Genomic DNA, 26,598 nt, shown 5'->3' on the forward strand with positions numbered 1-26,598 from the left:
GGAGGTCACGCTGCAGGTGCCGAAGGACGTGCGCGCCGGCGATCCGCTGAAGCTGGCCTGGACCGGCGCGGTGAGCGGCAACGATTACGTGACCATCGTGCCGATGGGGACGGAAGAGGGCGTGCGCGAGACGCATGTGCGGGTCCGCGACCGCAGCGCGGACGAGCTGCGCGCGCCCGAGGCGCCCGGGCTCTACGAGGTCCGCTACGTCCTCGACGAGGGCGACCGCACGCTCGCGCGCGCCCCGGTCGAGGTGCTGGCGGAGGACGCGCCGCTCGAGCGCGGCGCCCGGCTCACCGCCCCCGATACCGCAGAGGCCGGCAGCCGGATCGAGGTCGGCTGGCAGGCCGAGGGCGAGAGCGCCGACCGCAGGGTGACGCTCGCGCGGGAGGGCCAGGCGCTTTTCACGTGGATCGTCGCGGTCCCGGCCGAAGAGCCGACCGTCGCCATCGATCTGCCGGACGAGCCCGGCGCCTACGAGTTGCGTTTCATCGACGTGGAGGCGGGCGAGGTGCTGGCCCGGCGGTCACTCGTTCTGCGCTGAAGCGGCGGGCACACCCTGCGCCGGTCAGGGTGCGTCGCCCGAGAACGGGACGAGCCGCGGCGCGCCCTTCGGCAGGTCGCTCAAGGCCGTTCCGTAATGCATGGCCCGGATCGCCCCGGCGATGAGCGGCGCGCATTCGAGCACGCGGAGGCGGTCGACGAGCGGCCCCGGATCAGCCGTGAACGGCACCGCGCTGTCGGTGACGGTAACGCTGTCGAGCAGCCCCTCGGCCCCCAGCGTCGCGGCCGTCTTGTCCGAGAAGAGCCCATGCGTCGCCACGGCATGCACCTCGGCCGCGCCGTGGGCGCGCGCCGCCTCGGCGGCGCGGCGGATCGTGCCGCCGCCGACGATCATGTCGTCCACGATATGCACCACGCGCCCGTCCACGTCGCCGGCGAAGAGCGATCCCGAGACCACGCCGGAGCTGCGGCGCTTTTCCATGAAGCCGAACCCGACCTCGTCGCCGACGGTCTCGGCCAGGGTCTCGCGCAGCAGTTCGGCACGCTTGACGCCGCCTGCGTCCGGCGAAACCACGGCGAGCGGCCGGCCTTCGGCCCGGGCGGCGATGTCCGCGGCGAACAAGCCGCGCGCTTCCAGGTGCAGCGTGCGGCAGCGAAAGGCGTTCTGGAAGGCCGGGAGGTTGTGCACGTCGAGCGTGATCACCGCGTCGGCGCCCGCCGCCTCGAAAAGCTGGGCGACATAGCGCGTCGTCACCGGGTCGCGCGCCTTCGTCTGCCGGTCCTTGCGCGAATAGGCGAGATAGGGAGCGATCGCGGTGACACGGGCGGCCCCGTTTTCGCGGCAGGCGGCGAGGAAGAACAGCAGCCGGATCAGCCTGTCGTTGGCCGAAGCGCCCGGCGTCCCCTGCAGGCCGTGCAGGACGAAGACGTCCTTGCCGCGCACGCTGACGAGCGGCCGCGCCTTGTGCTCGCCGCCGGCGAACTCGCGTTCCTCGTGCAGCGCCAGTCCGAAACCCCCGGCTGCCGCGACTCGGCGTCCGAGGAGGTCCGATCCCTGGAGGGCGAAGAAAAGCATGATGCGATGGTGGCAGAATTCGCGCGGCCGGCATTGACGCACGTCAATGCGCCGCCGCCCCGGGCGGTCCAGTCTTCGGGCGCGACAAAGCGAGCGAGGCCATGGCACACACGGGCATTTCAAGCGTGGACCACTCGCCACAGGTGGTGGCCGAATGGCTCAACCGGCTCTGCGAGGATCTGGAGTGGGACGAGAAGGGCCGCGCCTACCTTCTTCTGACCGAGACGCTGCACGCGATCCGTGATTTCCTGTCGGTGGACGAAGCGGCCGATCTCGCGGCCCAGCTGCCCCTCATCATCCGCGGTATCTTCTACACCGGGTGGGATCCCTCGGCGACGCCGGTCAAGCCGCGCAGCAAGGCGGCCTTCCTCGCGCGGGTCTCCGAGCGGTTCCAGAAGGTGCCGCTCGAGGATACCGAGCGCGCGGTGGCCGCGGTCTTCGACCTGCTGCGGCGGCAGGTGTCGGAGGGCGAATTCGATCAGGTCCGCCACGCGATGCGCAAACCCCTGCAGGAGCTCTGGTCCTGATCCGGTGGCTGTGGACGCATCGCCGAAGGATCAGGCCGGCATCCTAGACTTCCTCTCCTCGGGGCGCGCCTTCGGCGATAGCGCGCCGCCCGAGCGGATAGAGACCAACGGCGCCTTCGTCTTCCTGACCGCGGACCGGGCTTGGAAACTGAAGAAGGCCAAGCAGCTGCCCTGGCTCGATCTGCGCAGGCGCGAGGCGCGCGAACGCTGGTGCCGCGAGGAATTGCGCCTCAACCGTGAACTGGCCGGCACCGAGGTCTATCTGGGCGTGACCCCCGTCACGCAGGACCGTGACGGGGAATTCGCGGTGGGCGGCGAAGGGCGCATCGTGGACTGGCTGATCGAGATGCGGCGGCTGCCGGCGGCGCAGATGCTCGAGAACCGGCTCGACGATGGCCCGCACGTTCGGCCCGAAGAGATCGACGCGCTGTGCGACCGCATGATCGCCTTCTACCGCGCGCATCCCGCGCCCGAGGGCACGGGCGACGTCTATGCGGCCCGGCTGCGCCATGAAAGCCGGCTGAACGCCAGTAATCTGCGCGAGATGCGCGAGTGGCTGGGTGCGCCGCTGCCCGAGCCGCTGCTCGACGAAGCGCTCGCGGAGATCGAGGCGCGGCGGCCCGAGATACTCGAGCGCGCGGCGCGCGGCCTTCTGGTGGACGGTCACGGCGATCTCAGGCCCGAGCATGTCTGTCTGCTCGCTTCGCCGGTGGTCTTCGACCGGGTCGAGTTCGATCCCGATCTGCGCCGCCTCGATCCCTATGACGAGATGGGCGCGCTCGGCCTGGAATGCGCGCGCGGGGGCGCCGGCTGGATCCGCGAACAGCTTCTCGACCGGCTGGAAGCGGCGGGCATCGCGCCGCCCGGGTCCGCGCTCCAGCGCGCGTATGCGCTCTATCGGTGCCTGACGCGCGCGCGGCTGGCGCTGGATCACCTGCGCGTGCCGAAGCCGCGCACGCCGGCGAAGTGGCCAGCCGTCGCACGGGCCTGCCTCGCGCAGGCAGAGCGTCTCGGGCGAGGCTGAACGCGCGGGGCGCGATGTGCGCCGTCAATGCGCCGCGGCCCGGAGCGTTGCACAGGAACGGATGGTGAGCCGCGCACGACGCGGGAATCGTGGAGGATGTCATGGCAAGGAAGGACAAGTCCGTCGAAGTCCAGCAGAGCCCGGCGCCCCAGCCCGCCCCTACGGCGGGGGAGGAGGCGTGGTCGCCGCTGTCGGGCCTGCGCCAAGAGATCGAACGCCTGTTCGACGATTTCGACGTCACGCCCTGGAGCCGCGCGGGCCGCCGCTCGCCCCTGCGCGCGTTGCGCGGGAACTGGCCGCTCGCGCCGGCCGCCGAGATGGCGGAGGACGAAACGGGCTACACGCTCACGCTGGAGGTTCCCGGGTGCACCGCCAAGGACGTCGAGGTGAAGGTCTCGGACGGGATGATCGCCATTCGCGGCGAGAAAAACGTGGAACGGGAGGAGGACAAGAAGGACATCCACGTCAGCGAGCGGCGCTACGGCGCCTTCCACCGCAGCTTCTCGCTGCCGCGCGGGGTCGATCCGGAAAAGATCGCCGCGCGCTTGACCGACGGCGTGCTGGAAGTGACGCTGCCAAAATCCGCGGAGGCGAAGCGGAACGAGCGCAAGATCGAAGTGAAGCCGGGCTGACTGCCGGCAGCGGCCGCGAACGATTCAGCCTTCTCCGATCCGTCGGCGGCGCCGCGGTCTCGCGCTAGCCGGGTTCATGCGTAGTGGATCCGGAGAAAGAGAGTTCATGGCGACCCAGCGGCACAGCTGCGGAGGATCCGCAGGGAGGGCGGCCCACCGCCACGCCGGCGCGGACCAACCGGCCCGGCGCGGCATTGACATAGACGCCGTCCAGACCCCGCTCGGGCACCGACGGGTGATCACCGAGGACAAACCCGGCTCGCCTTTCCACGGGCTGGTGTCCTTCCGCCTCGCGGGGACCGGCCCGAGGCGAAGGGTTCTGCTCGTTCCGCCGCTTTCGGGCCATTTCCCCCTGCTCATGCGGGACGTCGTGCTGGGGCTCCTGCCCGATTTCGACGTCAGCCTCATGGACTGGACCAACGTGCGGCATGTCCCGCTCCGGTACGGCGGCTTCGGCTTCGACGACAATATCCGCGCGATCGAAGGCGCGATCCGCGACCTGGGGCCCGACCTCTCGGTGCTTGCGCTCTGCCAGGGGGGCGTGCCGGCGCTCGCCGCGACCGCGCGCCTCGCCGAGACGGACGCCCCCCGCGCGCCCGCCGCGCTGGCCCTCATGGCGGCCCCGATCGATCCCCTCGCCAATCCCACGGCCGTGGTCCGGCTGATCCGGCGCTTTCCGATGGCCTGGTTTCGCACCGTTCCGTTGCAGCGGGTGCCGCGCGGTTTCGCCGGTCAGGGGCGAAGCGTCTATCCGGCCCACGCCCAGCTCGCGGCGCTGCAGACCTACCTCGCGCGTCAGCGCGAGACAGGCGGCGAACTGGCGCGCAAGATGGCCCGCGACGACGGCGCAGAGCCTGCATGCGCCCCTTTCGACGATCTCTACACCTCCGTCATGGACATCGAGGGCCGGCATTACGTCGAGAACATCGAACGTGTGTTTCACGCGCGGGATCTCGCGCGCGGCCGGCTGGTCTGCGGCGGCGCGACCGTGCGGCCCGAGGCGATCGCCGCGACATCGCTGATGACGATAGAGGGCGCCCGCGACGACATCGCCGCCCCCGGGCAGACCGCCGCGGCGCTGGATCTCTGCCCCGCCATACCCGAGACGCGCCTTGCACGGCTCGTGGTTCCCGACTGCGGCCATTTCGGGTTGTTCCACGGGGAACCCTGGCGGTCGCGCGTGCTGCCGGAGGTGCGGGCCTTTCTGACGCGCCGGGAGTGAGCGCCACCGGCCATTGCCCGGCGAGGCTCAGTGCTCCGCCAGCAGCGAGCCCCAGCCTTGGATGCGGTCCTCGATCCCGTTGGTGCGCAGCGCGTGCCACCAGGTCGCGGTGTTGATCGCGATAACCGGCTTGTCGAGCCAGAACTCGGCGATGCCGGCCAGCCGCGCCATGGCGAGGTTGGTGCCCACCTGCACCAGCGCCTCGACCGAAGGATCATCGAGTTCGATCAGTGCGTCGCGCAGGGTGCGTTCGCTTTCATGCGCGATCAGGTGGGGGCTTGCGCATTTCAGCCCCTTCACCGCGACCACCTTGAAGCCGCAGTCGGTGAAGAACCGCTCCACCTGTGCGTCACCCACCGGCATGTAGGGCGTCACCACCGCGATGCGCGTCACCCCGTATTTCCGAAGCGCGGCCTGGCAGGCGTCCGACCCCATCGCCACCGAGACGCCTGCGCGCTCCTCGACCCGCTTCTGCAACCGGGCGGAGCCATCGCGCCCGTCCCAGAAGGTCTCGGCCGACATGCCCATGATCAGCGACTTCGGATGACAGGTCATCACCGCGTCCACCGCCTCCATCATCGTGCGGCGGATGTTGTCCATGAGCCGGTTGAAGTCCGCGTCGCTCTGCACCGGGTCGTCGGGGATCACGATGCGCGAGAAGTGGGCCGTCACGCCGGGCGGGCGCATCGCGTCGTATTCGGGCTGCACGGAGGTGTTGGTCGAGGGCGCGATAACGCCGAAGGTGTGGCGGTAGCCGAGGCTGTCGGGCATGGGACGGCTCCCTGTCGGATGAGCGACGGCGGCGATCACCGGTCGGTGCAGGATGAGGCTGCGGAGGAGGAAGGGCAACCCGCCCGGATCACCTGCTCGAAGCCGGCGTTGGGATGCGGCCCCCCAGCACAGTGGGGACCAGCCAGTACCGCGGGATGAGCCCGTACGCGGACCAGCGGAACGAAGATCGGCACCGCGATCAGCATGACCGAGGCCTTGTCCAGGAAAGGTGCCGCAAAAAGCCGGATCACTCATATGCGCACGAGCGGCACCCGGGGTCCAGGCTGGGATGACACGATCATCGCGGCGTCGCGGCCCGGCAACAAGGCCCCGGCCGGCAGCGCAGATGCAGGCGCATCTGATGTCGGTCCGCATGAGCTGAGCCTGCGCCGCCACGGCGCCGTCAACTCGCCCGCAGCAGGCGACCTCCCAGCGTGGCGAGGGCGAAGAGCGAGGCGACGACCGCGACGATCGTCGGGCCGGTCGGCGTGTCGAGCCGATAGGAGACCAGAAGCCCGCCCCAGGCCGCGGCCATGCCGATACCGGCCGCGATCACCGCCATGGCTTCTGGCGTGCGGGCGAAAGGCCGCGCCGTCGCGGCCGGAATGATCAGCATCGCCGTGATCAGCAGCACGCCCACCACCTTGATCGCCACGGCCACCACCACCGCCAGCGCCAGCGTGAGAACGAGCTCTTCGCGCCGCGGGTCGATGCCGGCGGCGCGCGCGAGATCGGGGTTCAGCGTCGCGGTCAGCAGCGCCGACCAGCGCCAGGCCACCAACCCGACGACCAGCGCCGCGCCGGACCAGATCACGCCCAGATCGCCCCGCGACACCGACAGGATATCGCCGAACAGATAGGCCATCAGGTCGAGTTGAATGCCCTCGAGAAAGGACACCGCCACGAGGCCGAAGGCGAGCGCCGAATGCGCCATGACGCCCAGCAGGGTGTCCATCGCATAGCCCCGCCCGGACAGGAGCGTGACCGACGTCGCCATCACCAGGGCGATCACCAGCGCCCCCGCGAAGATCGGCATCGCGAGCGCCAGCGACAGCGCGACGCCGAGAATCGCGGCATGCGCCGTCGCGTCGCCGAAATACGCCATCCGGCGCCAGACGACGAAGCAGCCGAGAGGGGCGGCGGCGAGCGCCGTGCCGATGCCGCCCAGCGCGGCGCGGGTCATGAAATCGTCGAGCATCACGACGCCTCGTGCGCCGGCGCATGATCGTGGTCGTGATCGTGATGATGCCGGTAGAGCGCAAGCGCGCCCCGCGTGCCCTCCCCGAAGAGCGCGCGATAGTCGGGCGCCGCGGCGACCGCCTGCGGCGCACCCTCGCAGCAGACATGCCCGTTCAGACAGACGACCCGATCCGAGGCCGCCATCACCACGTGCAGGTCGTGGCTCACCATCAGCACCGCGCAGCCCGTGTCGCGGCGGACCTGCTCGATCCGGCGATAGAAGGCCGCCGCGCCGGGCTGATCCAGCCCCGCGGTCGCCTCGTCGAGGATCAGCAGGTCGGGTTCTTCGAGCAGCGCCCGCGCGAGCAGCACACGCTGGAACTGCCCGCCGGAAAGCGCGGCCATCTGCCGCCTCTCCAGGCCCGGCACGCCGGCCTGGTCGAGCGCGTCGCGCGCCGCGCGGGATGCGACGCGCCGTGGCAGCGAAAGAAACCGCGCGACCGTCATCGGCAAGGTCGGATCGAGGACCAGTTTCTGCGGCACGTAGCCGATGGTCAGGCCCTCGGCGCGTTCGATCCGGCCGGAGGCCGGCGCCAGTCCCCCGATCAGGGCGCGCAGAAGCGTGGATTTCCCCGACCCGTTCGGCCCGACGATCGTGACGATCTCGCCCCGGTCGATGTGGAAATCGACGTCGGACAGAACCGTGCTGTCGCCGTAGCGGACGGTGAGGCCCCGGGTGCTGACGAGCCTTCGGCTCATGCAGCCTCCGTCGCGAGGCAGGCCGGGCACAGTCCGATCGCCTCGCGCACCGTCTGCTCGATCCGGAAGCCTGCCGCCTTCGCGGCGCGGCCAAGCGCGCCAGAGGTGAGTTCGGCTTCGGCCTCGGTCACCCGGTTGCAGGCGCGGCAGATCAGGAAGACGGGCGCGTGCCCGTCCTTGCCGTGCGTGCAGGCGACGAAGGCGTTGAGGCCCTCGACCCGATGCGCGAAGCCGTGCGAGGTCAGGAAATCGAGCGCACGATAGGCGACGGGCGGCTGCGCGCGCCATCCTTCGGTCCGCAGCCGGTCGAGAATGTCGTATGCCCCGAGGGCGCGGTGCTCTTCCAGCAGGATCTCGAGCACCCGTCGGCGCGCCGGGGTCAGCCGCAGGCCCTGTTCGGCGCAGGTGCGCTCGGCTTCGACCAGGCTCTCGGCGATGCAGTGGCGGTGGTCATGGGTCTCGAACGCGGTTCGGGCCATCGTCGGCGGACCTTGTTCCTGAAGTGTATTGCAATGTTATACTGTTTCGGATACCCGATCCGTGCTGTGTTATATAATTACGTGAGCTCGAGATGTCCATGCGTGTCAAGAATCCCGCCCTGCTCGGCGTCGTCTCCGTCTTCGCCCTCACCTCTGCCGCCGCGGCCGAGACGCCGCGAGTCGCGGCAGACATCACCCCCGTGCATTCGCTGGTCGCCCGCGTGATGGAAGGCGTGGGCACCCCGGATCTGATCGTGCGCCCCGGCGCCTCGCCGCACGGATACGCGCTCCGCCCCTCTGAAGCCGGTGCGCTGCAGGACTCCGAGATCGTGTTCTGGATCGGCGCAGAGCTCACGCCCTCGCTCGGGCGGTCGCTCGCCGCGCTGGCCGAAGACGCCACGCACGTCGAGCTGCTCGATCTCGAGGAGACCCGGACGCTCTCCTTCCGGACGGGCGCGACCTTCGAGGCGCATGACCACGGCCATGACGACGATCATGATCATGAAGGTCACGACCATGCACATGACGATCATGGGCACGAAGACCATGCGCACGACGATCATGCGCATGAAGACCACGCGGAGCATGATGATCACGCGCATGACGATGGCCACGACGCGCATCATGCCCACGACGGCATCGATCCTCACGCCTGGCTGGACCCGGCCAATGCAAAGGCATGGATCGGCGTCATCGCCGCGGAACTTTCGCAGGCCGATCCGGCGAACGCCGAGACCTACGCCGCCAACGCAGAGGCCGCCCGGCGGGAGATCGACGCGGTCGTCGAGGAAATCGAGAACATGCTCGCGCCGTTCCGTGATCTGGACTTCATCGTCTTTCACGATGCCTACCAGTATTTCGAGCGCCGCTTCTCGCTGTCGGCGGCCGGCGCGATCTCGCTCAGCGACGCTACCGATCCGAGCCCGGCAAGGATCGAGGCCCTTCGCACGCAGGTCGAGGAGCGCGGGATCGACTGCGCCTTCGCCGAGCCGCAGTTCGACGCCGGGATCCTCGACGCCGTCTTTTCGGGCACCGATGTCAGCATTGCCGTCATCGATCCGATGGGCACGGAGATTCCGCCCGGCGCCGACTTCTATCCGGCGCTGCTGCGCGATCTCGCCCAGTCCTTCGCAAGCTGCGGCTGACCGGCCGGATCCGACCTCGGAGTCGCCGGGCCTTCAGTCCTGTCGCAGTTCGACCCGCGCACGGGCCGTGCGCCCCTCGGCGTCGATCACCGCGAGGTCCAAGAAGCCCGCGCCCGGGTCGGGCAGGGCGATCTCGCGCCGCCGCGCGCCGGTGGCGACCGGCCGGCCGTCCGCCAGCACCGCGAAGGGCGGCGTGCCCTCGCGCAGCTTCACCACGAGGGGACCGCCGGCCAGATCCAGCACCGCGCCCTCGGGCGGAAAGGCCAGTTGGGGCGCGTCCGGGGCGGGGCCGAAGACGGCCTCGCGCCCGCGAAAGCGCCGCAAGGGCTGCGGCAGCGCCGCCGTCGGGGCGACCAGCGCCTCGGGCGGCGGCGGCGCAAGCGGCTCGGTCCCGCCCAGCCGCTCGAAGACGCGGAAAAGCACCGGCGCGGCGAGCTCCGCGCCGAAGGCGCCGGGAACCGGCGTTCCGTCCGGCCGCCCGATCCAGACCCCGGCGACATGCCGCCCGTCCCATCCCAGGGCCCAGGCGTCGCGATGCCCGTAGGAGGTGCCCGTCTTCCACGCCAGTCGCATGCGCGGGGCGCCAGCGGGTGGCGCGAGTCCGGCGAGCACATGGCCCACCTGCCAGGCGGCGGCGCGGCTGACGAGCGCCCGGCCTTCCTCCGTCGCGCCGGGGCGGTGCGCCAGCCTAACGGCCCGCCCGCCGCGCGCGAGCCCGGCATAGAGCTGAACGAGTTCCTCGAGCGTCACGCCGACGCCGCCGAGCGCGACCGCAAGCCCCGCCCGCCCGCCGGGCAATCGCGGCGCGGCGCCCGCCCGCTCCAGCGCGGCGATCAGATGCGCCGGCCCCATCTCCTCGGTCAGCAGAACGACAGGAATGTTGAGCGAGGCGCGCAGGGCCTCTTCCACCGTCACCTCGCCACGGAAGCGGCCGTCGAAGTTCGTTGGCGCGTAGGCGCCGAAGGCCACCGGCCGGTCGTCGATCAGCGTTTGCGGATGCGCGAGACCCCGGTCTAACGCCAGCGCATAGACGAGGGGCTTCAGCGTCGAGCCGGGCGAGCGCGGTGCGATGGTCATGTCCACCCAGCCGTCGCGGGCCTCCGCCCCCCAGCGTGCCGCGCCGACAGTGGCCAGCACGCGCCCCGTGCGGTGGTCCGCCACCATCAGAGCAAGCGAAAGGCGCGGGTCCAGCCCCGCCAACGCCTGGCGCGCCAGCGCCTCGAGCGAGGCCTGCAGCGCGGGATCGAGCGTCACGGTATGCAGCCGCGCGGCGGGCCGCGCGCGCCGCAGCCGGTTGGCCAGATGCGGCGCTTGCGCGGGAAAGGCCCGCATTTCCTGCGGAACCGGGTCGCGGGCCGCGGCCGCGGCGTCTTCCGCCGTCAGCACGCCGGCCCCTGCCATCCGCATGAGAACCCGGTCTCGGGCCGTGCGCGCCGCGATCGGGTCACGGTCCGGCCTTCGGGCCTCGGGCGACTGCGGCAGGGCGACCAGCAGCGCGGCCTCGGCAGGCGTCAGGCGACGCGGCTCCTTGCCGAACCAGGCGCGCGTCGCGGCGCGGACCCCTTCGAGGTTACCGCCGTAAGGCGCGAGCGTCAGGTAGAGGCGCAGGATCTCGTCCTTGGTCAGCCGCCGTTCCAGCGCCAGCGCCACCCGCATCTGCCGGAGCTTTCCCGCCCAGCGGCCGGTGCCCGAGTCCTCCAGCAGCCGCGCGACCTGCATGGTCAGCGTGGAGCCGCCCGACACGATCCGCCCGTTCGCCGCCGCCTGCCCCGCCGCCCGGATCAGCGCCAGCGGGTCGACGCCCGCGTGGCTGCGAAACCGCTTGTCCTCGTAGGCCAGCAGCATGTCGATAAACCGCGCGTCCACCTCCCCCGGCGCCAGGCGCCAGCGTCCATCCGCGACGGTGAAGGCGCGCATCAGCGTGCCGTCCTCGGCCCGCATCTCGACGGAGGTCTCGGGCACGAGCGGGGGCAGAACGGTCGCCGCCACCCAGCGGTCCGCGACGTCCCGTCCGGCTGCCGCGAGGAAGAGCAGCGCGGCGAGCCAGAGGAGGGCGGTGCGCCTCATTCGGTCACTGTCAGCCGACCCGAGGCGGTGTTGGCGCGATACCGCGGGCGATACATGTCCTCCACCACGGCGGCCGGATGGTGATAGGTTCCGGGGCTGACCGCGCGCACGATGTAGGCGAGGCGGAACGGCTCTGCCTCGGTCCAGTCCACCTGCGCGAGGAAGCGGTCCGCGCGGAACTCGGCGTGCCGCGCCGCGGCCGTCTCCAGCCAGTCGAGCGCCGCGATATCGCCCGTGCGCAGGAGGTTGGGATTGTCGATCTCGAGTCCCGCGGGCAGGGGGTCGTCCACGATCAGCCGCCCGCCCGCGGCGTCGGCAGGTCTCACCTCCAGCACGGCGACGAGCCGCTCGCCGGATGACACGGGAAACTGCGCCGCCTCCCCGTCGAGCGTGTAGTAGCTGCGCCGCAGCGTGTAGCCGTAGCCCGAAGCCTCCACGGCCCCCTCCGGCACGCCGAAGGTGGTGATCGTCAGGTCGGTCGCGCGATCCATGCCGTTCGTGAGCGCGCGCGGCTCGCTCAGCTCAGAGGCCGACAGGCGCACCACCGGCAGGTCCAGCGGCTGCCCGTCCAGCGTGACGCCGGCAAGCGCGGGGTCGGTCAGCATCGCCTCGGCGGCGAGCAGCATCCAGGCCTGCTCCTGCGTCGAGTGCCGCCCCTCGGCCTGCGCGATCCGGGCGGCGAGCGCCGAACGGTCCACCGCCTCGGACCCGCTGGCGACGGCGAGCGTCAGAACGCCGGCTGCATCGCGCAGCGCGGTGCCATAGTCGGCGCGCCAGCCGGTCTGCGTCTCGCCCCGCTCGAGCGACCGGACCGCGCGGGCGAACATCGCGTCGGCGCGCCGCGTCTCGCCGTAGCTCGCCAGCGCGGCACCAAGCTGCGCCTGCGCCAGCGGCGTGGCGAAGGCGTCGGCCTTCACATCGGCGTAATAGCGCAGATCGCCCAGCGCCGCCGCGCCCTCGCGCGCGAGCACCATCAGCGCATAGGCCAGATCCTCGCCGCCCCGATCGAAATCGGGTGCCGTGTTCACCCGGTTACGAAGATTGCCCATCGCGGCGCGGAAGGCGGTGTCGGGCACCTCGTAGCCCGCCGCCCGCGCGCGCGAGAGGAAATCGCTCACATAGGCGTCCAGCCAGAAATCGCCCGAACCGGCGCTCCAGAGCCCGAAGGCGCCGTTCGCCGCCTGCCGCGTGAGGATCAGGCGAATCGCCTCGCGCAGCTTCGCGTCGATCGCCGCCTGTCGGCCCAGCCCGACGGCTTCGGCCAGCGGCGCGAGCGACATGAGCGGCAGGGCCTGGCTCGTGACCTGCTCGGTGCAGCCGTAGGGGTAACGGTCGAGCGACGCGAGAATGCCCGGCGCGTCGAATCGCGCGAGAGGACCGGCCGAGACGAGCGCGGTGCCGGTCCCCGGCCGGAACCCGGCGAAGATCTGGTCGTCGAGCGGAAGGGTATCGCCCGCCGCGAGTGCGAGGCGGCGGGTCCGCGCCACCGGTGGGTCGGTCACGCGGATGCCCAAGGGCACCTGCTTGACGAGTTGCCGGCCGTCGGGCGTGGTGAGCGCGACGCGCACCGAGGCTTCTCCCGGCCCGCCCGCCGTGATGGGCAGGCTCAGCCGCGCCGTCTGGCCTTCGGTCAGCGTCACGCCGGAGGGCGGCTCTGCCCCCAGCGTCACGCCATCGGCGGTGACGTCGACGCCCATGCGCCCTGCCGGCCCTTCGGCGTGCGTGAGTTCCAGCAGAAGGCGGCTTTCGTCGCCCGGCGACAGGAACCTGGGCAGCGATGCGTTGACGACCACCGGATCGCGCACCAGAACGTCCTGCGCCGCCTCGCCCACGCCCGCGCGCGACCACGCGACCGCCATCAGGCGCACGGTCCCGTCGAAGGCGGGCAGGTCGAAGGTGATCTCGGCCCGCCCGTCCGGGCCCACCGTCACCGGCCCCTCGAAGAAGGCGACAAGCTCTTCGGTGGGCGGCGGCGCCTCTGCGCGCAGGCGCGCCCCCGCGTCCCCGCCCGAACGGACCTCTCCCATCCTGCCGTTCAGCCCGTCGATCAGGCGGCCGTAGACATCGCGGAGTTCCACCCCCAGCCGTCGCTGGCCGAAATAGTGGCCGGAGGGATCGGGCGCCCCGAAGCCGGTGAGGTTGAGAATGCCGACATCGACCGCGGCGAGCGTGACATGCGCGGTCTCGCCTTCGGCAACCCCGCCCACCTCGACGCCGACGGTCAGGGGCGCGCGCGGCGCGGCCTCGGCCGGTGCGTCCAGCGTCACGTCGAGCGCCCGGTCGCCCGGGGCGATGCCGGCATGGGCGAGGCCCAGCGCCCGGGCCGGGTTGCGGTTCTGATCCGCGTCCATGGGCCGGATCACCTGCGCCGTGACATAGGCGCCGGTGCCCCAGTCCTCGGTCACCGGCAGCTCCACGGTGTTTTCGCCTTCGCTTACCTCGACGCTCTGCATGGCGATCAGCCGGTCGGAGACGACAGAGATCAGCGCGACGCCGGCGTGGCGCGGCACCATGCGCAGCGTGGCCGTCTCGCCGGGGCGATAGCGCTCGGCGTCGAGCGACACTTCCAGCATGTCGGGCGTGTCGGCGGCGCCCGCCGGCGCGTACCAGCCCGCGTCGAAGCTTATCGAACTCGCCGCGTAGGCACCGTCGAGCCGCTCCAACACGATCTCGTAGCGCCCCCAATCGACGGGCACCGCAATCTCGGCAGGCTCCGTGCCGGGAGAGACCTCGCCGCCCGCGACGCGGGTGCGGCTGGTCACCGGCTCCCAGTTCCAGCTGCCGTGAAGCTGATACCATTGATAGCGCGTCTCGACCCGGTTCACCGTCCAGCCGAGGCGCATGGGGCTCGCCGCGCCCTCTGCATCCAGGCCGATCAGCCGAAAGCGCGCCTCGCTCCCCTCCTCGACCACGCCGTCGAAGAGCGGACGAATCCCCACCAGCGGGCCGGTGGGCGCGACCGCCCGCGTCAGAACCTCCTCGACAGGGCGGCCGGAGCCCTCGGCGACCGTGACGACGAATTCCGCCTCCGCCGGGCGCGCGGGGCCGTCGAGCGGCGGCAACTCGGCCGCGAGCGTGGCGGCGCCATCGTCGCCGGTCGCCGTGCCCGAGGGCAGCCAGACGGTGCGCGGCTCCGCGCCCTCGTCGTGCAGGCCGAAGCGATAGCCCGGCCAGCCCTCGAGCCTGTCGGTGGGCGAAAGGCGGACGCGCCCCTCGACCGGCAGGCCCGCGGCCGGCGCACCGAAGAGATAGCGCGCCTCGACCGAAAGCCGCGTGGTCGCGCCCGCGTGCAGCGGCGCGTCGGGCAGCGAGAGACCCACCTCGATGCGCTCCGGCAGGAAGTCCTCGACCAGCAGCGGAGTCGCGGCGAGCGCCTCGCCCTCGGGATCGGCCTTCACCTCCAGCCGCCAGGTGCCGCGCGGGGCGCTGCCGGCGATGTCGAAGCCGAAGACGTGGCCGCCGGCCATGCCCGCGGCGGAGAGTCGCCGCGCGTATTCCACCCCGTCCGGCCGCGTCAGGATCGCGGTCAGCGGCAGGCCCTCGATCGCGCGCGCCTCGGCGTCGCGGGCGAGCGCCGTGGCGTGCACCGTCTCGCCCGCGCGATAGGCGCCGCGGTCGGTCGTCAGGAAAACGTCCACCGGCGGCGGCGCCTCGCGCCCCTCTACGCCGCGGTCGGAGAGATCGAAGGCCGGATCGGTCAGCGACAGGAACGCCATGTCCTCGCCCTGCCGAACCGTGACCATCGCGGGCGCCGCGCCGCCCGTGCCGCGCGCGAGGCCCGGCGCGAAGCGGGCGTAGCCTCGTGCGTCGGTCTGCGCCGTCCCGAGCACGCGGTTGGCCCGCGACAGGAGTTCGACCACCACGTCCTCGCGCGGCGCGGCGTCCGACAATCCGCGCACGAAGACATGCAATCCGTCGTTGCCCATCATCGTGGTCAGACCGAGATCGGAGAGCACGAACCACTGCGTCGCGCCCGCCTGCTCCCAGGGTTCGGCGCCCGGAATCGCGGCGGTCAGCGCGTAGATGCCGGGCGGCTGGCCCGCGATGACCTCGGTCATCGGGAGGCGCGTCACCATCTCGCGGTTGAGTTCGTTCTGCACCCGGGCGGTGCCGGTCCAGACCTCTTCGGCGACCTCGCCGCCGAATCGCTGCTCCTGCCAGGGGTCGAGCGGGCGGGCGAAGAAGCCCTCCTGCATGGCGCGCAGCAGGTTCCGGTCGCTCACCCGGCGCAAAGTCAGATCGACTGTGTCGAGGTTCACGGTCTCGACCGGGATCCCCGACGCCTCGGCCCGCGGCAGGATGTAGGCCCGGCCCGGGAAGCGCACGGTGGGCTGCCGGTCACGGACGTAGAGGGTGATCTCGGTATCGGACGCCAGCGTCTCGCCGCTCTGCGCCGGCAGACCCGCGCGAAAGGTGACGGTGTAGCGCTCGCCATGCGCCACGCCGTCGAGGCAGATGTCGCGGCCGTCGGCCTCGACCACCAGCCCGGACACCGGCAGGCGGACGTAGGTGGCATAGTCCACTCCGGCCGGCACCAGCGGCTCGGAGAAGCGCGCGCAGAGCCGCGGGCGGGCCTGATCGCTTTCGACCTCCGTCTCGAGGATGCGGAAGCCGTATTGCGCCACAGCGCGCTCGAGCAGCGCCGCCACCTCGTCGCGCGGCGCGATGGACTGCGCCAGGCGCAGCGCCGGGATCATGTCGCGGCCGCGCCCGAGTTCCTCGAAGCTGCGCGCCATGACGGTGAGCGCCGAGACCCGGAGCGGCGTCGGACCGGCCCGCAGCCAGGCGTTGACCGAGGCGGACAGCGCACGTTCGTGCCAGGCACGCGCCTCGCGCGGCGTGTCCTGCGCGATCCGGCGCGCGAGCAAGGCGTAGTCCAGCCAGTGGCCTGCCTCGTCGGTTCGCGCCGTGACCGCGCCGGTCCGGTCGAGCGCACCGCGCAGATCGCCCCGCGCGCGTGCCTCCGACGCGGCCTGTTCCAGCGCCTGCGTGTCCCGGGCGCCGCCCGGATGCCGCATGCCAAGCCCGCGCGCCTGGTCGCGGGCGGCGGCGATGTCCGCATCGCTCAGAAAGACCGAGGCGGCGGCCCGCTCGGCCGCGCGGGCCTGCACCTGTGGCGGGGTATCGAGCACCTCGGCCGAGACCGCCCCCGGATAGGGTACCCGGTCCGAGATCCCGCTCTTGGGGAAGCAGGCCGCCGAGCGGGTGTTGTAGGTGAAGGCGCGACACTCGGGATTGCCGAGACAGGCCCGCTGACAGGCCTCGAGCGAGACCTCGAAGAGGGGCTGCAGATCCGCGCCGTAGAAGTCCACGTCGCGCGAGACGTCGAGGCGTCGGTCCGGCAGCGGGCTCTGGCCTAGGGCTTGCAGGGGCGGCAGAACGAGGAGGAAACACAGAAGCAGGGCACGCATGGCGAAGGGCTCCGAAACCTTCGGTCATGCTCGCAGCAGCCGCGCGCGCGATCAACGATTCCCGTGCCGCGGTTAATCGCCCGTTCATCCGACAGGCGTCATGCTGCCGACCGGTCCATGGTTAACCTTGCGGAGGCCGGCGGATGAGTCTGTCCAGCAAGCTCGCGGAAGAGCGGCGCAAGCGGCTCGCCGCCGAGCGGCGGCTAGAACTCAAGCAGGCCGAGCTTTTCGCCGCGAACCGCAAGCTGGGTCAGCACGCCCGCTCGCTGTCGGAGCAGATCGTCGAGACGCAGGCTGAAGTGGCGAGCGTTCGGGACGAGAACGAGCGCGTCAAGTCGGATCTCACCCGCGCGAACGAAAAGATCGCGATCGTCGAGACGCAGCTCTGGCGCGCACTGGAATCGGTGCGCGACGGCTTCGCCATGTTCAACGCGGACGGCTGCCTCGAGCTGGCCAATCCCGCCTATCTCTCGGTCTTCGACGGGGTCGAGACGGTGCGGCCCGGGGCGAACTACGCGCATATCATCGACGTGATGGTGGAGGAGGGGATCGTCGATCTTCAGGGCGAGGCGCCGCTGTCCTGGCGCGAGCGGCTGCTGGACCGCTGGGACAGGGACGAGATCCCGCCCGAGGTCATCCGCCTTTGGAACGGGCAGTTCGTCAAGCTGATGGACCGGCGCACGCCGGATGGCGGCTTCGTGACGCTCGCCGTGAACATCACCGAGCTGATGCGCATGTGGTCGGCGGTGGAGGAGCTGCCCGACGGCTTCGTCGTCTACGACGCGGACGACCGGCTCGTGACCTGCAACGCGCGCTACCGCGAGCTCTACGCCGAGAGCGCAGAGGCAATGCGCCCGGGCGCCAGCTTCGAGGACATCCTGCGCCACGGTCTCGCCCGCGGCCAGTATGCCGAGGCCGCGGGCCGCGAGGAGGCCTGGCTGGAGGAACGGCTGGAGCAGCATCGCGCGGCCGAGACCGCGATCGAGCAGCAGCTGGGCGACGGCCGCTGGCTTCGCATCTTCGAGAAGGAGACGTCGGACGGCGGTCGCGTGGGGCTCAGGATCGACATCACCCATCTCAAGGAGCAGCAGAAGGCGCTCGAACAGGCGATGGAGCGGGCCGAGGCCGCCAACCGTGCGAAATCCGCCTTCCTCGCCAACATGACGCACGAGATCCGCACGCCGATGAACGGCGTCGTCGGGATGGCCGAACTTCTGGCCGACACCGAGCTCAGCGAGGAACAGTCCCTCTACGTGGAAACCATCCGCGCGTCAGGGGAGTCGCTTCTGGTCATCATCAACGACGTGCTCGACTATTCGAAGATCGAGGCGGACAAGCTCGCGCTCCATCCCGAGCCCTTCGACCTCGAGCGCTGCATCCACGAGACCGTCATGCTTCTGCAGCCCACGGCCCGCGACAGGGGGCTGGCGATGCTGGTGGATTACGACCTCTTCCTGCCCACCCGCTTCATCGGCGATCCCGGGCGCATTCGCCAGGTGCTGACCAATCTCATCGGCAACGCGGTGAAGTTCACCCGCGCGGGGCATGTGCTCGTGCGGGTGACGGGGCTTCCCGACGCCGCCGGCGACGCGGCGGAGGTGATCGTCACCATAGAGGACACCGGTATCGGGATCCCGCCCGACCGGATCGACCACATCTTCGGCGAGTTCAACCAGGTCGAGGACGACCGGAACCGCTCGTTCGAGGGGACGGGTCTGGGGCTCGCCATCACGCGGCGGCTGATCGGCCTGATGGGCGGCCAGATCTGGGTCGAGAGCGAAGAGGGCGCCGGCGCGTGTTTCGGGTTCCGCCTGCCGCTGCCGGCGGCCGAGGACATCGCGGACGTGCCGGACGGGCCACCCACGCTGCGCCGCGCGCTCGTCGTCGACGATCATCCGGCGAACCGCGAGATCCTGCAAAAGCAGCTCGCCGCACTCGGCATGGAGGTCTCTTGCGCCGAGGGGGCCGACGCGGCCGAGCCCATGCTGGACCCGCCACCGGACGTCGTGCTGACCGACCATCTGATGCCGGGAACCGATGGCGTCGCTTTCGCGCAGCGACTGCGCGCCGCGGGCCATGCCATGCCCGTCATGCTGCTCAGCTCCAACCCCGCTCTGGTCGAGCCTTATCTGGAGCCGGGGCTGATTCAGGCGATCCTGCAGAAGCCCGTCCCGCGGCAGGAGTTGTTGCGCCGCCTTCACGCCCTCGGCGGCGTCCGGCCCGAGCCGCCGCCGGAAGACGCGTCAATCGACACGGACCCGCGACCGATGCGGATCCTGCTGGCCGAGGACAACCGCACCAACCGGCTCGTTTTCGGCAAGATGGTTCAGGCACTCGACATCGAACTCGCCTATGCCGCCAACGGCGAGGAGGCCGTCGCGGCCTGGGAGGCGGGGCTGCCGGACCTCATCTTCATGGACATCTCGATGCCGCGCATGGACGGGCGCGCCGCCGCGCGAGAGATCCGGCGGCGCGAGGCCGGCAGCGGCCGGCGCGTGCCGATCGTGGCCGTCACGGCCCACGCAATGGAGGGCGACCGCGAGGCGATCCTGGACGACGGGATCGACCACTACCTGACCAAGCCCATACGCAAGGCCGCGCTGCTCGAGACGATCCGCGCCCACAGCCCTCCGGAAACGCGCGCACCGGACCCCGACGAGCCCGTTTAGGCCGTCTCAGCGCTCGCCGCGCACGAAAACCGGGCGCTCCGCCGCGGACAGTTCAGGGTCGAAGCGGTAACCGCCGGCGTCGAAGGCGCGCAGATCCTCCGGATCCTCGAGCCGCCGCTCGAGGATGAAGCGGGCCATCGCGCCGCGCGCCTGCTTGGCGTAGAAACTCACGACCCTGGGCGTGCCGGATTTCATCTCCATGAAGACGGGGGTAATCACCCGGAGCGTCAACGCGTCCCGCTCCACCGCGCCGAAATACTCCTGGCTGGCGCAGTTCACCAGAACCTGCGTGCCCGCCTCGGCCGCCGCCGTGTCGAGAGCCCGGGCGATCCGGTCGCCCCACCATTCGTATAGCGTCCTGCCCCGCGGCGTCGCGAGCCGGCTGCCCATCTCGAGCCGGTAGGGCTCGATCAGGTCGAGCGGCCGCAAGATCCCGTAGAGCCCCGAGAGGATACGCAGCCGCGCCTGCCCCCAGCGCAGCGCGTCGGCGTCGAGCGTCTCGGCCTCGAGCCCGCGGTAGGTATCGCCGGCGAAGGCGAGCGCGGCGGGCTTCTTCGGCTGCTCACCGAAGGCGGCAAAGCGCTCGGCATTCAGCCGCGCGAGCTTGTCGCTGATCCCCATAAGCGTCTTGAGATCGGCGTCCGAGAGCCCCTGGGCGATCTCCGCGAGCTGGGCCGCCTCCTCGGCGAACTGCGGTTCGCTCGGCTCCGGCGCGCCCTCGGGCAGCGGGGCGTCGTCCAGATCGAGCTTCTTCGCGGGCGAGATCACGACGAGCATCGGCATTCCTCCTGGGTCAGCGCGCCTGACTTAGTCCGCCGCGCTCAGAACGTCCAGAAAGGCGGGGCCGAAGCGCTCCGTCTTCTGCGCGCCCATGCCGGGAATACGCGCAAGCGCATCGAGGTCGCCCGGCCGGCGCTCGGCGATGTGGCGCAGCGTGCTGGGCGTGCAGGACATCGGCTTCTCGATGCCCGTCTCTCCCCGCGCGAGCCGCTGCTGCGCCTCCATCAGCCGATCGAAGATCGCGCCCGCGGGCCGCCCGGCGAGCCGACGGCGGCTCGGGTGCAGCTCCTGCGCCTCGCCGGCGATCACCGCGAGAAAGGCGTCGCCGTAGCTCTCGAGCTTCTTCGCGCCGACGCCCGGGATCGCTGCCATCTCGTCCAGCGTCCGGGGCCGCCGCTCGGCCATGGCGATGAGGGTGCGGTCGTTGAAGACGATGTAGGCGGGCACGCCCGCTGCCTCGGCGAGGGTGCGGCGCTTCGCCTTGAGCGCGGCGAGGAGCGGCGCGTCCTCCTCCGAGACGAGGGCCTTCGGCGCGGGGGCCTGCGTCTTCGTCACCGTGTCGCGGCGCAGCGCCACGCGCGCCTCGCCCTTGAGCACCGGATGCGCCGCCTCCGTCACGCGGAGCGCGCCGTGGCGCTCGGGATCGGGGCGCAGGAGGTCGCGGCCCATGAGCTGCCGGAAGAGGCCCTGCCACTGGGTGCGCCCGTGCTCGCGCCCGACGCCGAAGGTGGGCAGCCGGTCGTGCCCGCGCTGGCGGACCTTGTCGGTCTCGGTGCCGGTGAGCACGTCGATCAGGTGGCCGGCGCCGAAGCTCTCGCCGGTGCGCAGCGCCGCCGAGAGCGCCTTCTGCGCGGCCTCGGTGCCGTCGAAAGTCTCGGGCGGGCTCTCGCAGAGATCGCAGTTGCCGCAGGGCGCGGCCGCCTCGCCGAAATACTCCAGCAGCGTGCGCCGCCGGCAGTCGAGCGCCTCGGCCAGCCCGAGGAGCGCGTTGAGCCGCCCGTGGTCCGCCGCGCGCCGCTCGGGGGGCGCCGGGCTTTCGTCGATCTGGGCCCGGCGCAGGCGGATGTCGTCGGCGCCGTAGAGCGTCAGCGTCTCCGCCGGCAGCCCGTCGCGCCCGGCGCGGCCGATCTCCTGATAGTAGCCCTCGATCGACTTGGGCAGATCGGCGTGCGCGACCCAGCGGATGTCAGGCTTGTCCACGCCCATGCCGAAGGCGACCGTGGCCACCACGATCAGCCCCTCCTCGGCGGCGAAGCGCGCCTCGACCGTGCGCCGCGCCTCGGACTCCATGCCGCCGTGATAGGCCGCCGCCGCGTGCCCCTCCTCGCGCAGCGCCTGCGCGAGCGTCTCGGTCTTGGCGCGCGTGCCGCAGTAGACGATGCCGGACTGCCCGCGCCGCGCGCCGGCGAACGTCAGGATCTGCTGCCGCGGTTTGTCCTTGGGGCGGAAGGCGAGGCGGATGTTCGGCCGGTCGAAACCGCGCAGGAAGGTCGCGGGTTCCCGGCCCGCGAAAAGCCGCGCGACGATCTCCTCCCGCGTCTCGGCGTCCGCGGTGGCGGTGAAGGCGGCGAGCGGCACGCCCAGCGCCTGCCGGAGCTCGCCGATGCGCAGGTAATCGGGGCGGAAGTCGTGGCCCCACTGGCTGACGCAATGCGCCTCGTCCACGGCGATCAGCGAGACGCCGGCGCGGCGCAGCACGCCCGAGGTCGAGGCCGCGCCGAGCCGCTCCGGCGCCATGTAGAGAAGTTTCAGCCGCCCGGCCTCCAGCGCCTGCCACACCGCCTCGGTCTCGTCCTCGGAATTCGCGGACGTCAGCGCGCCGGCCTCGACGCCCGCGGCGCGCAAGCCGCGCACCTGATCGCGCATCAGCGCGATGAGCGGCGAGACGACGAGCGTCACGCCGTCGCGCATCAGCGCGGGGAGCTGATAGCAGAGCGACTTGCCTCCGCCCGTCGGCATGATCGCCAGCACGTCGCGGCCGGCCGCCACGGCCTCCACGATCTCGCCCTGTCCGGTGCGGAAGCCGTCGAATCCGAACACCTCGCGCAGAATCGCCTCTGCGCCGCCTGCCTCGCTCATCTGTCCCGTCTTCGTTTCGGTTCTGCCCGCGATCAGAGCCTAACGCGGTGAAGGCCGGGTGAACAAGTCCGGAACAGGCCGTGAGCCCGCCTTCCTTTCAATGGTCCCCAAATACCCATCGCCGCGCTCTGGCCGGGCGCGGCGCCTCAGTAGAAGGCCGCCGCGTTGTTCGCCAGGATGATGCGCACCGCGTAGACGCCGATCAGCGCCACCAGCGGCGCGAGGTCGATTCCGCCCATCGGCGGGATGACCCGGCGGATGGGCGCATAGATCGGCTCCATGATCCGGTTCAGCCCGTACCAGATCTGCGCCACGAACTGCTGCCGCGTGTTCAGGACCTGGAAGTTGATGAGCCAGCTCATGATGACGTGCGCGATGATGAAGAACCACAGCACGTCGAGGAGCAGCATCAGGATTTCGAACAGCGACTGCATGGGCACCTTCCCTTCCCGGATCGCCCGAGAGGTATGCGCACCGCGCCCGCACGGCAAGTCTGCCGCGAGGTCGCGGTTGACCTTCGCTGAACAGCGCGTCACGCGGCGCGCAAAGGAGGCTGCCGATGTATCCTTTCGTCCGCATGGCCAAGGAACTCTGGGCTGCGCGCGGGCTCGATCCGCTCCCGCTGACGGGCACGCATGTCTCGCATCACCGCTGCTGGCCCTGGGATCTCGACATCTGGATGGAGCTCAACAACGGCCGGGCGCTCACGCTCTACGATCTGGGGCGCATTCCGCTGGCGATGCGCACGGGGCTCGTGGGCGCGCTGCGGCGCAACCGCTGGGGGCTGACCATGGCGGGGGCGAGCGTGCGCTACCGCCGCCGCATCCGCGCCTTCCAGCGCATCGAGATGCGCTCGCGCGCGGTGACCTGGGACGCGCGCTTCATCTATCTCGAACAGTCGATGTGGCTCGCGGGCGGCGTCTGCGCAGGCCACGTGCTCTATCGTTCCGCCGTCACCGACCGGAACGGAATCGTTCCGCCCGAAACGGTCCTCACGGCAATGGGGCAGGATCCCGCGCCCCCGCCGGTGCCGGACTGGATCGCCGCCTGGATCGCGGCAGAGGACGCACGGCCCTGGCCGCCGATGCAGGCCCCGGACACCGAAGCCGACGCAAGTCTTGCCAGACGCGCCGCGCCGTAGTCTCCTGTAGCCGGGGCGCGCGACCGCCCCGCCCGTGGGGAGAGGGGCATGGCCGCGCCGTCGCTCGGAAAACGCATCTGGGGCTGGTTCTTCTTCGACTGGGCCAGCCAGCCCTACAACACGCTGCTCATCACCTTCATCTTCGCGCCCTACGTGCAGGAGATGGTGGGCGACGGCAGCGCGGCGCAGACCGCCTGGGGCTTCGGCATAGGTCTGGCCGGCATCGTGATCGCCGTGCTCGCGCCGGTGCTCGGCGCGATGGCGGATACCGCGGGCAACCGGCTTCGGTGGATCTGGGGGTTTTCGGGCATGTATGTCGCGGGCTCGGCGATGCTCTGGTTCGCGCAGCCCGACGACTTCGACCTGGTGATCACGCTCTTCTGGTTCGCCATCGGCATGATCGGCATGGAGTTCGCCACGATCTTCACCAACTCGATGCTCCCCGACCTTGGGCCAAGGGAGAAGATCGGGCGGATCTCGGGCAACGGCTGGGCCTTCGGCTACGCCGGCGGGCTGGTCGCGCTGGTGGTGATGCTGACGCTGTTCGCCGAGAGCGGGGACACGGGCCGCACGCTGATCGGGATCGCGCCGGTGCTGGGCCTCGACCCGGAGACGCGGGAGGGCACGCGCTTCGTCGGGCCGCTGACCGCGCTCTGGTATGCCGTCTTCATGATCCCCTTCTTCCTCTGGGTGCGCGACCCCAAGCCGGCGGGCGCGCCGCCAGGCGCGGTGCGGCTGGCCCTGCGCGAGGTGGCGCTGACCGTGCGCAACCTGCCGCGCACGCCCTCTCTCTTCGCCTATCTCGGCAGCTCCATGTTCTATCGTGACGCGCTCAACGGCATGTACACCTTCGGCGGTATCTACGCCGCCGGCGTGCTGGGCTGGTCGGTGGTCGACGTGGGTGTCTTCGGCATCCTCGCCATCATCGCGGGCGCGCTCTTCGCCGTTATCGGCGGGCGCGCGGACGAGGCCTTCGGCCCGAAGCCGGTGATCGCCGCCTGCATCCTGATCCTGACCGGGGTGGCGATCGCGATCCTCTTCATCTCGCCGACGCGTCTTTTCGGCGTCCCCGTGGCGAACGGCTCCGCCGCGCCAGACATCGCGTTCTACGTCATGGGAATCCTGATCGGCGCGGCGGGCGGCGTGATCCAGGCCGCAAGCCGGACCATGATGGTGCGGCAGGCCGACCCGGCGCGGATGACCGAGGCCTTCGGGCTCTATGCGCTGGCCGGCAAGGCGACCTCGTTCCTCGCGCCGCTCGCCATCGGCTTCGCCACATGGGCCACAGGCAGCCAGCAACTCGGCGTGACGCCGCTCATCGCGCTTTTCCTGCTGGGCCTGCTGCTGCTAGCCTTCGTGAAACCACAGGGAGACCGCACGCCTTGGCACGCCGCACCGCCGCTCTCGGCCTGATCCTCGGGCTCGCCCTCGCCGCCTGCGGCCCCGCGGAGCGCGCGCAAACCCCGCCGCTCGATCCGGTGCTCAGCTCGAAGGAGGCCAAGCAGCTCTTCGGCTACGTCGGCGGCCCGTCGCGTCAATCGGCGGCGGTGATCGGCGGCTATGCGAAAGGCTGCCTCGCCGGCGGCGTCGAGCTGCCCGAAAGCGGGCCGACCTGGCAGGCGATGCGACTGTCGCGCAACCGAAACTGGGCGCACCCCGAGACCATCGCCTTCCTGCAGGATCTCAGCCGCAAGGCCGCGCAGCAGCCCGGCTGGCAGGGCCTCTACATCGGCGATCTCAGTCAGCCGCGGGGCGGCCCGATGCTGACCGGGCACCGCAGCCACCAGTCGGGCCTCGACGCCGATATCTGGATGCGGCCGGCCGACCGGCTGGACCTGACCCGCAGCGAGCGGGAGTCCCTCTCGTCCATCTCGATGCGCCGGTCCAACGGCGCCTTCACCAACGGCAACTGGACCGCTCAGCATCACGCGATCCTGAAGGCCGCGGCGCGCGATCCGCGCGTCGCCCGCATCTTCGTCTTTCCCGGGGCCAAGGTGCGCATGTGCGCAGACGAGACGGGCGACCGCGCCTGGCTGCGCAAGATCCGGCCGTGGTGGGGGCATCACTACCATTTCCACGTCCGTCTGAACTGTCCGCGCGGCGATCGCGCCTGCGAGGCGCAGAGCCCGCCGCCGCCCGGCGACGGCTGCGCCGAGGCGCAGGACTGGGTGGACCGCATCCTGAACCCGCCACCGCCCGATCCGGATGCGCCGCCGCCGAAGCCGCGCCCGGAACTGACGATGGCCGATCTGCCGCGCCAATGCGCCGCCGTCTTGCAGTCGCCCTGAGCGCCGTCAACCTCGCCCTCGCCGCCTGCGTCGTTCCGGAGACGGCCGTCTATCTCGGCAGCGCGTCGATCGCCCTGGACGACCCGCGCGCCGGCGGTTTTTCCGGTCTCGAGATCGGCCAGGAGGGCATGCGGCTTCTGGCGATCAGCGACCGAGGGGTGCTCCTCGAGGCACGTATCCAACGTGAGGCCGGGCGTGTCGTGGGCCTGACAGGCGCGCGATTCACCGATCTGCCCATGCGCGCCCCCGACGCGCCGGAGCGCAGCGACTCGGAGGCGCTCGCACTCGGCGGCGACCTCTGGATCGCCTTCGAGGGAGAAAGTCGCGTGGCGCCCTACCCCGGCACCGCACCGTTGCCCCGACACCCGGCGTTCGTGCATCTGAAAGGCAACCGCGGGCTCGAGGCGCTGGCGATCGACGCCGCGGGCCGACTCCATACCTTGCCGGAAGCGGCGCGCGGCGAGGGCTTTCCGATCTACCGGTTCGACGGCAGCGCCTGGGTAGAGGTCGGCACGCTTCCCAAGACCGATGGATTCGTGCCCGTCGGCGCAGACTTCGGCCCCGACGGGAGGCTCTACGTGCTCGAGCGGACCTTCGCCGGCCTTGGCTTCCGCAGCCGCGTGCGCAGGGTGGCCCTGGGGACCGGTCGAGCTTCGGTCGAGACGCTTCTGACCACGCCGGTCGGCCTGCATGGCAACCTCGAGGGGCTGGCCGTATGGCAGGATTCGGGGGGCCGCACGCGCCTCACGATGATCGCGGACGACAATTTCCTCGCGCTCCAGCGCAGCGAGATCGTGGAGTATGCGCTGCCCTGAGCCTTGCGCGGCCGGGCGGAACCGCTTATGC

Annotated in this window: 20 protein-coding genes and 1 pseudogene; 11 read left to right on the forward strand and 10 right to left on the reverse strand. The window is 71.2% G+C overall.

Annotated elements, in window-relative coordinates; translation table 11 throughout:
• A pseudogene (locus DRV85_RS19260) lies at positions 1 to 544 on the forward strand (hypothetical protein); the annotation flags it as partial.
• A gap of 24 nt (positions 545 to 568) precedes the next feature.
• Here DRV85_RS19260 and DRV85_RS16830 read toward each other — a convergent pair.
• Positions 569 to 1,579 (reverse strand): ribose-phosphate diphosphokinase, encoded by a 1,011-nt coding sequence (locus DRV85_RS16830; protein WP_113290643.1) that lies wholly within the window; start codon positions 1,577 to 1,579, stop codon positions 569 to 571.
• A gap of 101 nt (positions 1,580 to 1,680) precedes the next feature.
• Here DRV85_RS16830 and DRV85_RS16835 point away from each other — a divergent pair, with 101 nt between their 5' ends.
• From DRV85_RS16835 to DRV85_RS16850, 4 genes are all read left to right on the forward strand, one after another.
• The gene (locus DRV85_RS16835; protein ID WP_113290644.1) at positions 1,681 to 2,106 is read left to right on the forward strand and encodes a DUF2267 domain-containing protein; all 426 of its coding nucleotides are present in this window, start codon (positions 1,681 to 1,683) and stop codon (positions 2,104 to 2,106) included.
• 4 nt (positions 2,107 to 2,110) lie between these two features.
• Positions 2,111 to 3,130: a hypothetical protein gene (locus DRV85_RS16840; protein ID WP_147238877.1), complete on the forward strand. Its 1,020-nt coding sequence runs from the start codon at positions 2,111 to 2,113 to the stop codon at positions 3,128 to 3,130.
• A gap of 101 nt (positions 3,131 to 3,231) precedes the next feature.
• The gene (locus tag DRV85_RS16845; protein WP_113290646.1) at positions 3,232 to 3,762 is read left to right on the forward strand and encodes an Hsp20/alpha crystallin family protein; all 531 of its coding nucleotides are present in this window, start codon (positions 3,232 to 3,234) and stop codon (positions 3,760 to 3,762) included.
• 235 nt (positions 3,763 to 3,997) lie between these two features.
• On the forward strand, positions 3,998 to 4,984 hold the full coding sequence (locus DRV85_RS16850; protein WP_158540189.1) for an alpha/beta hydrolase family protein: 987 nt from the start codon (positions 3,998 to 4,000) through the stop codon (positions 4,982 to 4,984).
• A 27-nt stretch (positions 4,985 to 5,011) separates the two neighbouring features.
• On the opposite strand, the gene DRV85_RS16855 is transcribed toward DRV85_RS16850, so the two are convergent.
• The 4 genes from DRV85_RS16855 to DRV85_RS16870 form a co-directional block, all read right to left on the reverse strand.
• Positions 5,012 to 5,755 (reverse strand): maleate cis-trans isomerase family protein, encoded by a 744-nt coding sequence (locus tag DRV85_RS16855; RefSeq protein ID WP_113290648.1) that lies wholly within the window; start codon positions 5,753 to 5,755, stop codon positions 5,012 to 5,014.
• Positions 5,756 to 6,158: 403 nt separating this feature from the next.
• Positions 6,159 to 6,953 carry a metal ABC transporter permease gene (locus DRV85_RS16860; RefSeq protein ID WP_199526056.1) on the reverse strand — a complete coding sequence of 265 codons (795 nt, stop codon included), beginning with the start codon at positions 6,951 to 6,953 and terminating at the stop codon, positions 6,159 to 6,161.
• Positions 6,953 to 7,693 carry a metal ABC transporter ATP-binding protein gene (locus DRV85_RS16865; protein ID WP_113290650.1) on the reverse strand — a complete coding sequence of 247 codons (741 nt, stop codon included), beginning with the start codon at positions 7,691 to 7,693 and terminating at the stop codon, positions 6,953 to 6,955. The genes DRV85_RS16860 and DRV85_RS16865 overlap by 1 nt, the downstream gene beginning before the upstream one ends.
• On the reverse strand, positions 7,690 to 8,172 hold the full coding sequence (locus DRV85_RS16870; RefSeq protein WP_113290651.1) for a transcriptional repressor: 483 nt from the start codon (positions 8,170 to 8,172) through the stop codon (positions 7,690 to 7,692). Before DRV85_RS16870 ends, DRV85_RS16865 begins: the two co-directional genes overlap by 4 nt.
• Positions 8,173 to 8,264: 92 nt before the next feature.
• Here DRV85_RS16870 and DRV85_RS16875 point away from each other — a divergent pair, with 92 nt between their 5' ends.
• Complete coding sequence (locus DRV85_RS16875) at positions 8,265 to 9,317, forward strand: zinc ABC transporter substrate-binding protein (protein WP_113290652.1); 1,053 nt, start codon at positions 8,265 to 8,267, stop codon at positions 9,315 to 9,317.
• Between the two features lie 33 nt (positions 9,318 to 9,350).
• On the opposite strand, the gene pbpC is transcribed toward DRV85_RS16875, so the two are convergent.
• Positions 9,351 to 11,384: a penicillin-binding protein 1C gene (gene pbpC, locus DRV85_RS16880; RefSeq protein ID WP_113290653.1), complete on the reverse strand. Its 2,034-nt coding sequence runs from the start codon at positions 11,382 to 11,384 to the stop codon at positions 9,351 to 9,353.
• Complete coding sequence (locus DRV85_RS16885; protein ID WP_113290654.1) at positions 11,381 to 16,795, reverse strand: alpha-2-macroglobulin family protein; 5,415 nt, start codon at positions 16,793 to 16,795, stop codon at positions 11,381 to 11,383. Before DRV85_RS16885 ends, pbpC begins: the two co-directional genes overlap by 4 nt.
• 143 nt (positions 16,796 to 16,938) lie before the next feature.
• On the opposite strand from DRV85_RS16885, the gene DRV85_RS16890 reads away from it, so the two are divergent.
• Positions 16,939 to 19,464, forward strand: a complete 2,526-nt coding sequence (locus DRV85_RS16890; protein WP_113290655.1) for a hybrid sensor histidine kinase/response regulator — start codon at positions 16,939 to 16,941, stop codon at positions 19,462 to 19,464.
• A 6-nt stretch (positions 19,465 to 19,470) separates the two neighbouring features.
• Here the strand turns inward: DRV85_RS16890 and yaaA are convergent, their stop codons facing one another.
• From yaaA to DRV85_RS16905, 3 genes are all read right to left on the reverse strand, one after another.
• Complete coding sequence (gene yaaA / locus DRV85_RS16895) at positions 19,471 to 20,241, reverse strand: peroxide stress protein YaaA (RefSeq protein ID WP_113290656.1); 771 nt, start codon at positions 20,239 to 20,241, stop codon at positions 19,471 to 19,473.
• A 30-nt stretch (positions 20,242 to 20,271) separates the two neighbouring features.
• Positions 20,272 to 22,323: a DNA helicase RecQ gene (gene recQ / locus DRV85_RS16900; RefSeq protein ID WP_113290657.1), complete on the reverse strand. Its 2,052-nt coding sequence runs from the start codon at positions 22,321 to 22,323 to the stop codon at positions 20,272 to 20,274.
• 146 nt (positions 22,324 to 22,469) lie between these two features.
• Positions 22,470 to 22,757 carry a YggT family protein gene (locus DRV85_RS16905; protein WP_113290658.1) on the reverse strand — a complete coding sequence of 96 codons (288 nt, stop codon included), beginning with the start codon at positions 22,755 to 22,757 and terminating at the stop codon, positions 22,470 to 22,472.
• 125 nt (positions 22,758 to 22,882) lie between these two features.
• On the opposite strand from DRV85_RS16905, the gene DRV85_RS16910 reads away from it, so the two are divergent.
• Genes DRV85_RS16910 through DRV85_RS16925 form a run of 4 tightly spaced genes read left to right on the forward strand, consistent with a single transcriptional unit; the run spans position 22,883 to position 26,567 of the window.
• Complete coding sequence (locus DRV85_RS16910; protein WP_113290659.1) at positions 22,883 to 23,464, forward strand: acyl-CoA thioesterase; 582 nt, start codon at positions 22,883 to 22,885, stop codon at positions 23,462 to 23,464.
• A gap of 48 nt (positions 23,465 to 23,512) precedes the next feature.
• Positions 23,513 to 24,877, forward strand: a complete 1,365-nt coding sequence (locus DRV85_RS16915) for an MFS transporter (RefSeq protein WP_113290660.1) — start codon at positions 23,513 to 23,515, stop codon at positions 24,875 to 24,877.
• Positions 24,847 to 25,752, forward strand: a complete 906-nt coding sequence (mepA, locus tag DRV85_RS16920) for a penicillin-insensitive murein endopeptidase (protein WP_199526060.1) — start codon at positions 24,847 to 24,849, stop codon at positions 25,750 to 25,752. Before DRV85_RS16915 ends, mepA begins: the two co-directional genes overlap by 31 nt.
• Entirely contained in the window at positions 25,725 to 26,567 is an 843-nt protein-coding gene (locus DRV85_RS16925) for an esterase-like activity of phytase family protein (RefSeq protein ID WP_113290661.1), read from the forward strand. The genes mepA and DRV85_RS16925 overlap by 28 nt, the downstream gene beginning before the upstream one ends.
• The last annotated feature ends 31 nt before the right edge of the window (positions 26,568 to 26,598 follow it).

The sequence above is a fragment of the Rhodosalinus halophilus genome (genome assembly GCF_003298775.1).
Lineage (GTDB): Bacteria > Pseudomonadota > Alphaproteobacteria > Rhodobacterales > Rhodobacteraceae > Rhodosalinus > Rhodosalinus halophilus.